Raw genomic sequence first — 13,584 nt, forward strand, 5'->3', positions numbered from 1 at the left:
GGGCTTCAGGGGGATGGGTGACCGGGTTCGTACTTCTGCGTGTCAGGGCCCACCGGTTGCTGCTCGCCGCGGCGCTCCTCGCCGTGCTGCTGACCACCTCCGTGCTGGCCGCGCTCGCCGCCTTCTCCGGCTCCGTCGGCAACGCCGCCCTCCAGGGCACCCTGCGGGGCCGGGCCGCGCCCGCCGCCGCGCTGGTCGTCACCGCGCAGGTGCCGGTGGCCCAGCGGCAGAGCGCCGACGCGGCCACGCGCGAGGCGGCCGGCCGGACCTTCGACGGGCTGCCGGTGGACGTACAGAAGCTCGAGCTCTCGGGGCCGTACGCGCTGCCCCGCGGCCTCCAGGATCCGGCCGCACGCCTGGGCGAACCCGACCTCACGCACCTCGCCGCCCTCGACCGTTCGCGCCTCACCCTGGTGAAGGGCGCCTGGCCCGGCGCCGGCGTTGCCGGGGGAACCGTCGACGTCGCGGTGCCCGAGGCGTCGGCGGAGCGGCTGCGGATCGGTCCGGGAAGCGTGCTCGATCTCACCGACCGGCTCGGCGGCAAGCCGGTCGAGGCCCGCGTCACCGGCCTCTACCGGCCCACCGATCTCACCGACCTCTACTGGCAGCTGGACCCGGCGGGCGGGCGCGGCGTGAGGACCGTCGTCTTCACGACGTACGGTCCGCTGGTCGCCGACCCCGCCGTCCTCGGCTCCGGGCGGGTCACCTCGGGCGAGACGTCCTGGCTGGCCACCGCCGACTTCACCGGGGTCACCACCGGCCGGATGGAGGCGCTGCGCGCCACCGCCACGGCGGAGCCGAAGGCGCTCGCCGCCGACACGTCCCCCTTCGGCGGCACCGTCACCGCGCACACCTCGCTGCCGACCGTCCTCGAACGGACCGATCGGGCCCTGCTCGTCTCCCGGTCCACCCTGATGATCGTCGCCGTGCAGCTGGTACTGCTCGCCGCGTACGCCCTGCTGCTCGTCGCCCGACTGCTGAGCTCCGAGCGGTCGGGAGAGACGGCGCTGCTCCGGGCCCGCGGCGGTTCGCGACGCCGGATCGCCTCGCTCGCCGCCGTCGAGGCGCTGCTGCTCGCCCTTCCCGCCGCCGTGCTCGCCCCGCTCCTCGCGGGTCCGCTGACCCGGCTGCTCGTCGACCGGTCCTCGCTCGCCGCACTGGGCGTACGGCTCGACGACGCCCCTCTCGGCCAGGTGTCCCTCGTCGCGGCGCTCGTCGCCGTGTGCTGTGCGGCCGCTGTCGTGGCGCCCGCGCTGAGCACGGGGGACGGCGGGGTGGTGAAGCTCCGCAAGGGGCGTACGGCCGCGCTGCCCGCGCCGGTACGAGCCGGGGCCGACGTCGGTCTTCTCGTCGTCGCGGCGGTCGCCTACTGGCAGCTTGAGCGGCAGACCGGGGCCTCCGCGGACGCCTCCGCGGACGCGGGTGTCGGCGCGGGGGGCGGCGCGCTCAGCGGCGACCGGGGCGGCTCCCTCGGCATCGATCCCCTGCTCGTGGCCGCCCCCGCGCTCGCGCTGCTGGCCGGCACCGTCCTGACCTTGCGTCTGCTGCCGCCCCTGGCCAGGCTCGCCGAGCGGCGCGCCGCCGGTGGCCGCGGGCTGCCGGCCGCGCTCGCCGGCTGGCAGTTCAGCCGCCGGCCGCTGCGCGGAGCGGGGCCGGTGCTGCTCCTCGTCCTCGCCGTCGCGATGGGGATGCTCGCCATCGGGCAGAGCGCCTCCTGGGACCGCTCGCAGGAGGACCGGGCCGACTTCCGTACGGGAACGGCGCTCCGGGTCCTGACCGGTGGCACCCCCGACCCGGCCGGGGCCGGGCGCTACGCGGCGCTGCCCGGGGTCGCTTCGGCCGCCCCCGCGCACCGCGCCACCACGGACGTCGCCGGCAACCGGACCGCGACGATCCTCGCCCTGGACACGCGGCACGCCGCCGACGGGTTCCTGCTCCGCGACGACCTCGCCGACCGGCCCACCTCCGCCCTGCTGACGTCACTGGCCCCGAAGGACGCTCCCCGTCCGGGGCTCGCCCTGCCCGCCGGCAGCCGCGGCCTGGCTCTCGACCTGCGGCGCGCGGCGCCGCCCGGCACGGCGGCGGTCCAGGTGACGGTCGTCCTGGAGGACCGCCACGGCACTCCGTACCGTCAGCTCCTCGGGCCGCTTCCGGCCGACGGGAAGCCGCACCGGCTCGCTCTCGACCTCGGCCCCGAGGGAACCGGCCCGTCGCCCGCGGGCGTGCTGAACCTGACCGGCGTGGAGCTGGACGGGCAGAGCGCCGTGGGTCCCGGCGGACAGCAGACGTTCGCCGTCGAGCGCCTCGTCTCGCTCCACGACGGCGGCGAGCGCCCGCTCGACGCCGCCCGCTCCCTGGCCTCCTGGGCCACGAGCTACCGCCAGACGTCGAACGGCGAGTGGCAGAACCCGCTCCCGCTCACCGGGCGGTCCGGAGCCGCCACGCCGTACGCGGTCGGATTCGCCGTCGCCGGTGTCGCCGGTCCCGAGGACTTCACCGTACGGATCGCCGCACCGCGGCCCGCCCCGCCGCAGACGCTGCGCGGGGTGGCGAGCCACGCCTTCCTCGCGGCGGCGGGAGCGAAGAAGGGCGACCGGGTCGAGGTGTCCCTCGGCGACCTGCCTCTGCGGGTGACCATCGTGGACAGCGTCCCGGAGCTGCCCACCACGGGCGCCGGGGCCCAGGTCGTGTCCGCGACCGCGCCGTCCGTCACCCCCGACGACGGGGGCGCGCTCCTCGTCGATCTGCGCGCGGCCAATCAGTTCCTCGCCACCGACCGCACCGCGACCCTGCCGCCCACCGAGTGGTGGCTGACCACCGCGCCCGGCCGGACCGACGAGGTCGCCCGGACGTTGCGCGCCCGCCCCGACGCCGATCCCGGCCAGGTGCTCGTACGGGACGAGGCCGCCGCCGAACTCCTCGGCGACCCGCTCGGCGCGGGCCCCAACGCCGCCCTCATGGCGGTGGCGGCGGCCGCCGCGGCGCTCGCGGCGGTCGGCTTCGCGGTCAGCGCGGCCGGCTCGGCCCGTGAACGGTCCGCCGAGTTCGGTGTGTTGCGGGCGCTCGGAGCCCCGCGCCGCCAGCTGGCCCGACTGATCGCCGCCGAACAGGGCCTGCTCGTGGGCATCGGCCTGCTCGTGGGCGTCGCCCTCGGCGCCGTGCTGACCCGGGCCGTCGTCCCGCTGGTCGTCCTGACCGGGCAGGCGACCCGGCCCGTCCCCCGCGTCCTGGTCGAACTCCCGCCCGGACACGTGGCCCTGCTGCTCGCCGGGGTCGCCGCGCTGCCGCTGCTGATCGTCGCCACGATCGCGCTGCGCCGCACCGACCCGGCCGTGACCCTGCGCCACCAGGGAGACCAGTGATGCGTACCGATCAGCCGAGGAAGGCGACCGACATGCCCCGCAAGGACGGCAGACCCGCCCGCGCCGTGGCGCCCTGGGTGCGGACCCGGCTGCGGACCTCGCCGGGCACGGCGTGCGCCTTCGCGCTCCTCGTCCTCGTCACCGCCTTCCTCGCGGCCGCCCTCCCCCGGACCCTCGACGCGTACGAGACCGCGGGCCTGCGGCACGACATCGCCGCCGCCACGCCCCGTACCTCCGTCCTCGACATCACCGCTCCCCCACCGCCGCCCGACCTCTCGCAGCGCGCCCGCGAGCGCGGCATGGGTCCCGACGCGCTGGCCCGGCAGCGGACCGCGCTGGAGCGGCTGTTGCCGGAGCCGCTGCGCACCGACCCCGAGCAGTCGGTGCATGGGGTGCGGACCGTCAAACGGGCCGGTGGACTCGACCCCTGGCTGCCCCAGCCGTACGGGATCCCGCCCGAGTTCATGCTGGCCGCGCCGTCCGGGCTCGCCGGGCACGCGACGGTACGGGAGGGCCGGCTGCCCGCGAAGGCCGACCCGGCCAAGGGCACCGGCGAGGCGGCCGTCACCGCGGCGACGGCGACGGCGCTGCGGCTGAAGGTGGGTTCGGTGGTCCACCTGCCGTCCAAGTTCTCCTCGGACCCGCTCGCCGTCACCATCACCGGCATCGTCGACCCGGTGCGCCCGGAGGGCAGCTACTGGTCCGTCGAACCGCTGCTGCGGTCCCCCCTGTACGCCGTGGTCCCGCGCGGCGACGGCACGCAGTTCTTCTGGCAGGCCGCGCTGCTGCTCGCCCCGGAAGGCGGCCCGCTGCTGCTCTCGGGCACCGGCGAGCCGGAGCTGTACTGGCGTCTCGCCCCCACCTCCGGACACCTGACGGCCCAGGACGAGCCGCGGCTGAGCGCGGCGGTCGCCTCGCTCTCCGGCGGCCCCGACCTGGTGAAGGTGCGGGAGACGGTCGGCCGCACCGGCGCGGTCGCCACCGGTCTCGACGAGATCCTGGCGGGGTACCGCGGGATGCGTGCGGCGATCGCCCCGGTCGTCGCCGTTGCGGCGTTCGGCATCGGCGCGGTCGCGGCGGTCGTCCTGGCCATGACCGGCGGCCTGTTCGCCGCCCGGCGCACCTCCGAACTGGCGCTGCTGCGCTCGCGCGGCGGCTCGCTCGCCGGGATCGGCGTCCGGCTGCTCGGCGAGACGGCCGTCCTGGCCCTGCCCGCCGCCGCGCTCGGGCTGCTGCTGGCCACGCTCGCCTTCCCCGACGCCCGCTTCGTTCCGGCCCTGGCCGCGGCCGGCGCGGTGGCGCTTCTGGCCACGTCGGCGCTGCCGCTGCGGGCGCTGTTCCTGCACCGCAGGCCGCTCACGCACGGCGGCCGCGAGGATCTGGTCGACGCCCGCCCCTCCCGGGGCCGTACGGTCGCCGAACTCACCGTGCTCGTCCTGGCCGTCGGCGCGGTCGTCGCGCTGCGCCGCCGTGGTACGGAGGACTCCGGTGACCATCTCGTCAGCGCGGCACCGGTCCTGGTCGCGCTGATCGCCGCGCTGGTGCTCGTACGGCTGTATCCGCTGCCGCTGCGCTGGGCGGCCCGCCCGGCGCGCAGGCTGCGCGGGGCGGTCGGGTATCTCTCGCTCGCCCGGGCCGGGCGCTCCTCGGCGACCGGCGCGCTGCCGCTGCTCGCGCTCCTCGTGGCGCTGACGACGGCGGCGTTCGGCGGCTCGGTGCTCGCGGGGGTCGCCGACGCCCGCGACCGGGCCGCGCTCCTGGAGACGGGCGCCGACGCGCGGGTGACGGGGAGCGCCGACGGGGTGCCCCTGCCGACCGGTCTGACGACGGCGGTGCGCGGCGCGGCCGGGGTGCGGGACGTGACCGCCGTCCAGATCGAGTACGGCCTGCTGCTGCCGGCCGGGGCGGGTGGTTCGGCGGGGGCCGGGGCGGGCGGTACGGCGCAGGCAGGGGGCCGGTCCGCGCCGGGCGGTACGGCCGAAGCAGGGGGCCGGTCCGCGCCGGACGGTACGGCGGAAGCAGGGGCCCGGTCGGCGCCGGACGGTACGGCGGAAGCAGGGGCCCGGTCGGCGCCGGGCGGTACGGCGGAGGCCGAGGTCCGGTCCGCGCCGCTGGTGGGGGTGGAGCCGGAGTCGTACACCCGGCTCGCCCGGCAGACCGGCTTCGGCCCCTTCCCCGCCGGTCTGCTGAAGTCCACCGGTACGGGCGGCCGGATCGACCACCAGCGGGTCCTGCCGGCGATCGCCTCCCCGGCGGTCGCGGCGCGGCTCGGCGGTGAGCCGCAGAGCGTGACGGCGGCCGCGGGTGAGTTCAAGGTACGTGTCGTGGCGGTACGGTCCACCACGCCGGCCCTGCCCGGCGGGGACTTCCTGCTGGTCAACGCCGCCGACCTGACGCACCGGGCGGACACCGCACTGCTGGTGTCCGGCGCCGCGGTGGACGGGAAGGCGCTGCGGGCCGCGGTCGCGGCGACGTCGCCGGACCTCCCGGTGGTGCTGCGGACCGAGCGACGGGCCACCTATGTGGACTCGCCGATGCAGTCGGGCGCCGAGCGGATCTATCGGGCGGCGATCGGCGCGGGCGCCGGATACGCGGTGCTCGCCGTCCTGCTGTCCCTGCTGCAGTCGGCGCCGGAACGGGCCACGCTCCTCGCCCGGCTGCGGACCATGGGCCTGACCCGGCGGCAGGGCCGGCGGCTCCTCGGGCTCGAGGCGCTGCCGCAGGCGCTGCTCGCCTCGGTCGGTGGAACGCTCGTCGGCTGGGCGACGATCCTGCTGCTCGGGCCGGGCGTGGATCTGGTCCGGCTCTCCCTGGCGGCGGCCCCGGGGCTCGCCGGGCCGGCCGGCGCGACCCTGCGGGCGGACCCGTGGTCGCTGGGGCTGCCGGCGCTGGGCGTGGTGGTCCTGGCAGGGGTGGCGGCCGCCCTTCAGGCGTGGTGGTCGGCGCGCAGTGGCTCGATCAAGGAACTCAGGGCAGGAGACGCACGATGACCGACATCAGCCTTGCGGAGCTGGAGCAGCGGGCGACGGCGCACCGCGACCGGCCCTCGTACGGCCACGACGCGCTGATCGCCTGCGACCGGCTGGTACGGATCTTCACCACGGACGGGGTGGAGGTGCAGGCGCTCCAGGGGCTCGATCTCCTGGTGAAGGAGGGCGAGTTGATGGCCCTGGTGGGGGCGTCGGGCAGCGGCAAGTCGACGCTGATGAACATCCTGGCGGGCCTGGACGTGCCGACGGCCGGCGCGGCGAAGGTGGCGGGCTGCGATCTGCTGGCCATGGACGCGAAGGCGCGGCTGCGCTACCGGCGGGACGTGGTGGGCTTCGTCTGGCAGCAGACGGCGCGCAACCTCCTGCCGTATCTGACGGCGGCGCAGAACGTGTCGCTGCCGATGCAGTTGCGGGGGCGTTCTCGTCGCGCGGCGAAGGCCGAGCGGGCGGAGGACCTGCTCGCGATGCTGGACGTCCAGGACTGCCGGGACCGGCGGCCGCACCAGATGTCCGGCGGTCAGCAGCAGCGGGTCGCGATCGCGGTCGCGCTGGCCAACAACCCGTCGGTGCTGCTCGCCGACGAGCCGACCGGTGAACTGGACTCGGCGACGGGCGAACAGGTCTTCGCGGCCTTCCGCCGCGCCAACGAGGAGCTGGGCACGACGATCGTGATCGTCACCCACGACCAGGCGGTCGCCTCCGAGGTCCGCCGCACGGTCGCCATCCGCGACGGCCGCACCTCCTCGGAGGTCCTGCGCCGCACGGAGATCGACGCGGAGGGCCAGGAATCGCTGGTGGCGCGGGAGTACGCGATGCTCGACCGCGCGGGCCGGCTCCAGCTGCCGGCGGAGTACACGGAGACGCTGGGCATGGAACACCGCGTGCTGCTGGAGCTGGAGCAGGACCACATCGGTGTCTGGCCGGACGACAAGGAACCGAACGGCTGAGAACCGGAGGAGGGGGACCGCTGGGGCGGCGGTGGAACGAGGTCCCCGGTCACGGCGGGGAGGCGCGGGCGTGGCGCGGGGGCGTTGGCCACGGGCCACGGCGGAGGCGTCGCCCGCCTCGGCGCGGGCGGGGCGCGGTCGCGGGCGGCGGGGACGTCGCGGGGGGGCGCGGGCTCAGCCCGCGGGCGGCCGTCGCGCGGGCGCGGCACGCGGCGGAGGCATCGCGCGGGTGCGGGCTCCGGTCACGGCAGGCCGGCTGCGCGCCGGTCACCGGCTCGCGGTCGGCGTCCTGGTGGCCGGCCGCAGAGGGCGAGGGTGGGGTCGCGGCGCAGCACACACTGGTCAGCGCCTCCCCGCAAGCCCTGGCGGCAGCCGGCGGAACGGAACAAAGGAACAGCGGGTGCAGCCCGTCAGCGGTGAGGACGCGCGTCGGCCTCGGCCCGGGTCACCGGGACGGCGCGCCCGGGGTCACGGTCAGGGACATCGGTACGGAACGCAGCGCTATCGAGCCGTACGGAGTGCGCAGCCGGAGCCACGGCCCCGAGGCGAACAGCGCGACCGGCATCTTCTGCGGCGGCAGGAAGCCCAGCGACTGCGCGGCGTGCACGGCCCGCAGGGGCAGTCCCGTGTCGGCGAGGGTCCGGGACCAGATCTCGCGGCCGATGCGGTCGCGCTCGGCCCGGGTGCGCCGCTCCTCGGGCAACTCCTCGTCCCGCGCCCGGAATTCCGCGACCGCCGCCGCGACGGCGCCCCGCATCTCCGCGACGGCGGGCACTCCGGAGACCGGCTCCCAGCCGCCCCGAGGCGGCAGCACGCCGGCCCACGGCGGCCCGGTGACGGCGTCGGGGACGACGGCCTTGCCGGCCGACTCCTCGATGCCTTCGAGGAGCTCGCCGGCGGACACCGTGACGTCCAGATCCACCGCGTCGGCCAGCCGCGCCGTGCGGATGGCGAGCACCTCGAACGACGGCGGCCGCCCGAACACCGCGAGCGCCCCGCCCCCCGCCTGGAGGCGGACGGCGGCGGCGCGGTCGTAGTGGATCAGCCGGGCCAGGAAGGCGGCGAGGTCCGCCGCCTCCCTGGCATCGGCGAAGTGCAGCGGCGCGATCATGCGGCGGACGTCATCCCGTCGTCGACGTACTCCTGGAGGAAGGACCGCTCCTCGGCGGAGATACGGCGCGGCCGCTGCGCCTCCAGGTCGAAGGGCACGACGACCGTCGAGGCCCGTACGTAGACGACGTCCGGATCCTTGATCTCGTACGCGATCGTCAGCGACGCCGCGCCTATCTTCGTGACCCACGACTCGATGGTCACCGGCGCGTGCCGGTGGACCAGCGGCCGTACGTAGTCGATCTCGTGCCGGGCCACGACGGACCCGCCGGAGAACGACGGCGAACCGTCGCCCGGCGCCAGCCGGAACATGAAGTCGATCCGCGCCTCTTCCAGGTACCGCAGGAAGACGACGTTGTTGACGTGCCCGAAGGCGTCCATGTCCGACCAGCGCAGGGGACAGCTGTAGATATGACGCACGCTCAGCCTCGGGTCAGCTTCTTGTACGTGGCGCGGTGCGGACGGGCCGCGTCCGGGCCGAGGCGCTCGATCTTGTTCTTCTCGTACGACTCGAAGTTGCCCTCGAACCAGTACCACTTCGAGTCGCCCTCGTACGCCAGGATGTGCGTGGCGACCCGGTCCAGGAACCAACGGTCGTGGGAGATGACCACGGCCGCGCCGGGGAACTCGAGGAGCGCGTTCTCCAGCGAGGACAGGGTCTCGACGTCGAGGTCGTTGGTGGGCTCGTCGAGGAGCAGCAGGTTGCCGCCCTCCTTGAGCGTGAGCGCGAGGTTGAGGCGGTTGCGCTCACCACCGGAGAGGACACCGGCGGGCTTCTGCTGGTCCGGCCCCTTGAAGCCGAAGGCGCTGACGTACGCGCGCGACGGCATCTCGACCTGGCCGACGTTGATGTAGTCCAGCTCGTCCGACACGACGGCCCAGAGGGTCTTCTTGGGGTCGATGTTGGCGCGGGTCTGGTCGACGTAGCTGATCTTGACGGTGTCGCCGATCTTGACCGAACCCGAGTCCGGGGCCTCGAGACCCTGGATCATCTTGAACAGCGTGGTCTTGCCGGCGCCGTTCGGGCCGATGATGCCGACGATGCCGTTACGGGGCAGGGTGAAGGACAGGTCGTCGACGAGGACCTTGTCGCCGAACGCCTTGGAGAGGTTGTTGACCTCGACGACGACGGAGCCCAGACGCGGGCCCGGCGGGATCTGGATCTCCTCGAAGTCCAGCTTCCGCATCTTGTCGGCCTCGGCCGCCATCTCCTCGTAACGGGCGAGGCGCGCCTTGGACTTGGTCTGCCGGCCCTTGGCGTTGGAGCGGACCCACTCCAGCTCTTCCTTGAGGCGCTTGGCGCGCTTCTCGTCCTTGCGGCCCTCGACCTTCAGACGGGTGGCCTTCTTCTCCAGGTACGTGGAGTAGTTGCCCTCGTAGGGGATCGCGCGGCCACGGTCGAGCTCGAGGATCCACTCGGCGACGTTGTTCAGGAAGTACCGGTCGTGCGTGACGGCGACGACGGCGCCCGCGTACTTCGAGAGGTGCTGCTCCAGCCAGTTCACCGACTCGGCGTCGAGGTGGTTGGTGGGCTCGTCGAGGAGGAGCAGGTCCGGGGCCTCGATCAGCAGCTTGCAGAGCGCGACGCGGCGCTTCTCGCCACCGGAGAGGTTGGTGACCGGCCAGTCGCCGGGCGGGCAGCCCAGGGCGTCCATGGCCTGCTCCAGCTGCGCGTCGAGGTCCCAGGCGTTGGCGTGGTCCAGGTCCTCCTGAAGCTTGCCCATCTCGTCCATCAGCGCGTCCGAGTAGTCGGTCGCCATGAGCTCGGCGACCTCGTTGAAGCGCTTGAGCTTGCCCATGATCTCGGCGGCGCCGTCCTGGACGTTCTCCAGGACCGTCTTGGCCTCGTCCAGCTTCGGCTCCTGCATGAGGATGCCGACGCTGTAGCCGGGCGACAGGAAGGCGTCACCGTTGGACGGCTGCTCGAGGCCGGCCATGATCTTGAGGACGGTGGACTTACCGGCACCGTTCGGGCCGACCACACCGATCTTCGCACCGGGCAGGAAGCTCAGCGTCACGTCATCGAGGATGACCTTGTCGCCGTGCGCCTTGCGCGTCTTGCGCATCGTGTAGATGTACTCAGCCAAGAGAAACCGTCCGGCTAGGAGTGAGTGGGCAGATACACCCCATCTTGCCTGACCGCTACCCCGAGGCGGAAACCAGCATCGGGGCCACGGCCTGACCTGCGGGTTCTGGATCACCCCGCGGCGGGCTCGGCCGTACTCGGCGGAAGCACTCAGCCGAGGCTGAGTACGTACGCTCTGGTCGCTCATGGAGTGAGCCGGAACGCTGGGGCCATGCGACAACGACTTCGGCAGCGCGTCCCCCGGCTCTCGGTGCTCCTCGTGCCGGCCCTGGTGGCGGCGGCGGCATGGGCCGCCTGGCTGGGCTGGGACCAGCACCGTGACGTGCACCCTGACGGTTCCACGACCGGACCCTACGAGGCGTGGCAGGTGATCGGGCTCGTGCTGACCGTGCTCGTACCGGTGTACTGGGCGGCGTCCCGGCGCTCCGTCGAAGGTGCCGTGTTCCTCACCGCCCTCGGCACCAGCCTCGGCCTGACCGTCGCCGCCGTGTACGACTGGTCGGACGACGCCAGTGGTCTCTACATGATCGGCGCGGGGATGGTCATGGTGGGGAGCCTCCTCGTGACCGCCGCTGTTTCCGCCCTGATCGCCTCCGCGACACGCGGGCGTGCCGACCGTCGCCGCTGAGTGGCGGTACGTGTACGGACCGGTCTCAGGCGTTCCAGGTGGTGACGTCGTCGGTCATCCGGCAGGGCCATCCGGCAGAGGGTGGCGACCGGCCGGGGCCGCCGCCCATGCGCGACGGCCCCGGTGCGCGAGGTGCGCACCGGGGCCGTCGGGGGCCGTTCCTCGTGGGTTACTGGCCGGCGGTCTTCTTCTTGCGGAGGAAGAACACCGCGCCGCCGCCGAGGAGCACGAGGACCGCGGCGATGCCGGCGATCATCGGGGTGGCGTTGGAGCTACCGGTCTCGGCGAGGTCGCCCTCACCGGAGGTGGTGCCGGTGGTGGAGCCGCCCGTGGAGCCGCCGGCCGTGGCCGGGGCGGGCTCGTTGGACGGGCTGGTGGACGGGGTCTCCGACGGGAGCGGGCCCGGGGTGGCCGTCTTGCAGTCGAGGACGCCCTTGAAGGTCTTCTCGAAGCCGTTCGGGCCCTTGATCGTGAAGTCGTACGCCTGGTCCTCGGCGAGCGGGACCGTCACGGTCTGGGACTTGCCGGCGCCGATCGTGTACTTCAGGCCCTTGAGCTCGAAGGTGAAGTCCTCGTCGCCCTCGTTGGAGGCCGTGATGTCCAGGCCGCCCTTGGCGCAGTTCTTCTCCGCCGTGACGGCCGGGATCGCACCCTTGGTCGCCCACGTGGCGGTGGCCTTGGCGCTGACGCTGGAGGTGCTGGTGCCCGCCAGGATCAGGGTCTGGCTCTTGACCTTGGTGGAGACGAAGGCGCGGCCGATCGGGACGGTGGTGTCGGCCTGGATCTTCAGCTCGGCGGAGCCGTCGGGGGTGCCGGCCGGGACGTCGAAGTAGACCTTGGCCCCGTTGGTGACGCTGGAGACGACCTTGCCGTCCTTGTCGACCAGCTTGACGCCCGCGGGGGCGCCGGGGGCGAGGGAGACCGCGGCCGAGGCGGCGTTGGTGTCCACCGTGACCGGGCCGAGGCGCTCGCCGGACTTACCGGCGAGGGAGGCCGGGGTGAGGCTGAGCGACGCCTTCGGCTCCGCCAGGTTCACCGCTTCCTTCTCCAGGTACGCGGTGAGCTTCTGGGCGTCCTTGTCGACCGGCATGGCGTCGACCTTGTCCGAGAAGTGCCAGATCGCGGCCTGGGTGGCGGCGGCCGCGGTCTCCTTGGTGAGGCTCTTTGCGCCGACCTTGGAGGCCAGCTCGTCGAGCTTGTCCACCTGCGGGTAGGAGTTCTGCAGGATCCAGCGGATCTTGCCGGCGTTGTCGTTGTTGTGGAGGGACGACTGGTCCCAGCCGACCTCCTTGTACTCCTGGCCCGTCTTCGCACCCGTGTAGAGGTCGATGCAGTAGGTCTGCAGCGCCCCACCGGGCGTGACCTGCATCTCGAACAGGCCGGCCGAGACCTTGCCCTTGCCCGCGATCTCGACCGTGTCGAAGGTGGTGAGCTTGCCCAGCGTGGCGGTCGCACCGCCGGTGCCGTCGAGTCCCTCGTCGGCCGCCGCCGGTCCGGCGACAGCTATGGCGCCGACCGCGACGAGGCCGGAGACCACGGTCGCGGCGGCAAGGCGGGCGACGCCGCGCCTCCGAACAGAAAACATGAAATTCCCCTCCGGGCGAGCTGCTCCGCGTCATTGGTCGAGACACGTGGGGGGAGCGCATCGCCAGCAAACTCACAAAGACCCAGTTGACTCGAGCGTTGACTCAAGTCCCGTATGAGTACTCGGGAATCCTAGGGATGCGGAAGACCCGCGTGCCCGTTCATACGGTCTGATAACCATTCCGACTCGGAATCGTTATGACCGGGGCCCGCCGCGCGCGTACGCACCGCTCACAGTATCGACAAATCCCCACAACTCCAGGTCAGAGCACGGGTTCCAGCACCTTCGCCGCCTCGGCCCCCTGGGCCTGCGCGCCCTCCCACGGATCCCGCTCCGCGCCTCCGTTCCCCTGGCGTTCCGTCAGGCGCGGCTCTCCCTTCACCACCCGGCGGAACGCCGCGGTGCCGCGCGTCAGGTCGTGGCCCACCGCCAGCGCGTCGATGTCCACGAACGTCCTGCGCCTGCCGTCCGGCCGGCCTTCCTCCAGGTCCTCCTCACGCACCCGCAACCGGCCGTGCACCACCAGCGGTTCGCCGACCGAGACCGAGGCGGCCAGGTTCACACCGAGCGCCCGCCAGGCGAACACCGTGTAGAAGCTGGTGTGTCCGTCCGTCCACGCGCCCCGCTCCCGGTCCCAGCGGCGCGCGGTCACCGCGAAGCGGAACCGGGCCACCCCGCCCGTCGCCGTGTCCCGGTACTCCACGCTCGTCGCCACGTTCCCGACCAGCGTCACCATCGTGTCGTTCATGTCCCTCCCCTTCCCGGCCCTTCCGACCCTTTCCGAGTCCGGTTCCATGCTGGACCGGTCCGGGAGCCCGTGCCCGAGCCTGTGGAGGGGTCGCGACCTGGGGAAAAGTCCGTCACCCGTACGGGTGG

General features: G+C 73.7%; 9 protein-coding genes. 4 read left to right on the forward strand and 5 right to left on the reverse strand.

Annotation, left to right across the window (positions count from 1 at the left end; all coding sequences use genetic code 11):
• Positions 1 to 17: 17 nt before the first annotated feature.
• Genes ACFYV5_RS20805 through ACFYV5_RS20815 form a run of 3 tightly spaced genes read left to right on the forward strand, consistent with a single transcriptional unit; the run spans position 18 to position 7,299 of the window.
• Positions 18 to 3,362, forward strand: a complete 3,345-nt coding sequence (locus ACFYV5_RS20805; RefSeq protein ID WP_389170396.1) for an ABC transporter permease — start codon at positions 18 to 20, stop codon at positions 3,360 to 3,362.
• Positions 3,362 to 6,352: an FtsX-like permease family protein gene (locus ACFYV5_RS20810; RefSeq protein WP_389170399.1), complete on the forward strand. Its 2,991-nt coding sequence runs from the start codon at positions 3,362 to 3,364 to the stop codon at positions 6,350 to 6,352. Before ACFYV5_RS20805 ends, ACFYV5_RS20810 begins: the two co-directional genes overlap by 1 nt.
• Positions 6,349 to 7,299, forward strand: a complete 951-nt coding sequence (locus ACFYV5_RS20815) for an ABC transporter ATP-binding protein (RefSeq protein ID WP_355115417.1) — start codon at positions 6,349 to 6,351, stop codon at positions 7,297 to 7,299. The genes ACFYV5_RS20810 and ACFYV5_RS20815 overlap by 4 nt, the downstream gene beginning before the upstream one ends.
• A gap of 445 nt (positions 7,300 to 7,744) precedes the next feature.
• Here the strand turns inward: ACFYV5_RS20815 and ACFYV5_RS20820 are convergent, their stop codons facing one another.
• Genes ACFYV5_RS20820 through ettA form a run of 3 tightly spaced genes read right to left on the reverse strand, consistent with a single transcriptional unit; the run spans position 7,745 to position 10,496 of the window.
• Complete coding sequence (locus ACFYV5_RS20820; RefSeq protein WP_389170402.1) at positions 7,745 to 8,410, reverse strand: hypothetical protein; 666 nt, start codon at positions 8,408 to 8,410, stop codon at positions 7,745 to 7,747.
• Positions 8,407 to 8,829, reverse strand: a complete 423-nt coding sequence (locus tag ACFYV5_RS20825; protein WP_389170405.1) for an acyl-CoA thioesterase — start codon at positions 8,827 to 8,829, stop codon at positions 8,407 to 8,409. Before ACFYV5_RS20825 ends, ACFYV5_RS20820 begins: the two co-directional genes overlap by 4 nt.
• Before the next feature lie 2 nt (positions 8,830 to 8,831).
• Positions 8,832 to 10,496: an energy-dependent translational throttle protein EttA gene (gene ettA, locus ACFYV5_RS20830; RefSeq protein ID WP_389170408.1), complete on the reverse strand. Its 1,665-nt coding sequence runs from the start codon at positions 10,494 to 10,496 to the stop codon at positions 8,832 to 8,834.
• Positions 10,497 to 10,706: 210 nt separating this feature from the next.
• Here ettA and ACFYV5_RS20835 point away from each other — a divergent pair, with 210 nt between their 5' ends.
• On the forward strand, positions 10,707 to 11,123 hold the full coding sequence (locus ACFYV5_RS20835) for a hypothetical protein (RefSeq protein WP_389170411.1): 417 nt from the start codon (positions 10,707 to 10,709) through the stop codon (positions 11,121 to 11,123).
• 169 nt (positions 11,124 to 11,292) lie between these two features.
• On the opposite strand, the gene ACFYV5_RS20840 is transcribed toward ACFYV5_RS20835, so the two are convergent.
• Together ACFYV5_RS20840 and ACFYV5_RS20845 are read right to left on the reverse strand one after the other, a co-directional pair.
• Entirely contained in the window at positions 11,293 to 12,708 is a 1,416-nt protein-coding gene (locus tag ACFYV5_RS20840) for a Cys-Gln thioester bond-forming surface protein (protein ID WP_389170414.1), read from the reverse strand.
• A 262-nt stretch (positions 12,709 to 12,970) separates the two neighbouring features.
• Positions 12,971 to 13,456 (reverse strand): single-stranded DNA-binding protein, encoded by a 486-nt coding sequence (locus ACFYV5_RS20845; protein WP_389170417.1) that lies wholly within the window; start codon positions 13,454 to 13,456, stop codon positions 12,971 to 12,973.
• Positions 13,457 to 13,584: the final 128 nt, after the last annotated feature.

The organism is Streptomyces sp. NPDC003035, assembly GCF_042888285.1.
Lineage (GTDB): Bacteria > Actinomycetota > Actinomycetes > Streptomycetales > Streptomycetaceae > Streptomyces.

What these genes read in the sequence shown, in the direction of transcription:
- ACFYV5_RS20810 (WP_389170399.1), top strand. Translation starts at nt 3,362, where the DNA reads ATGCGTACCGATCAGCCGAGGAAGGCGACCGACATGCCCCGCAAGGAC.
- ACFYV5_RS20815 (WP_355115417.1), top strand. Translation starts at nt 6,349, where the DNA reads ATGACCGACATCAGCCTTGCGGAGCTGGAGCAGCGGGCGACGGCGCAC.
- ACFYV5_RS20820 (WP_389170402.1), bottom strand. Translation starts at nt 8,410, where the DNA reads ATGATCGCGCCGCTGCACTTCGCCGATGCCAGGGAGGCGGCGGACCTC.
- ACFYV5_RS20835 (WP_389170411.1), top strand. Translation starts at nt 10,707, where the DNA reads ATGCGACAACGACTTCGGCAGCGCGTCCCCCGGCTCTCGGTGCTCCTC.
- ACFYV5_RS20840 (WP_389170414.1), bottom strand. Translation starts at nt 12,708, where the DNA reads ATGTTTTCTGTTCGGAGGCGCGGCGTCGCCCGCCTTGCCGCCGCGACC.
- ACFYV5_RS20845 (WP_389170417.1), bottom strand. Translation starts at nt 13,456, where the DNA reads ATGAACGACACGATGGTGACGCTGGTCGGGAACGTGGCGACGAGCGTG.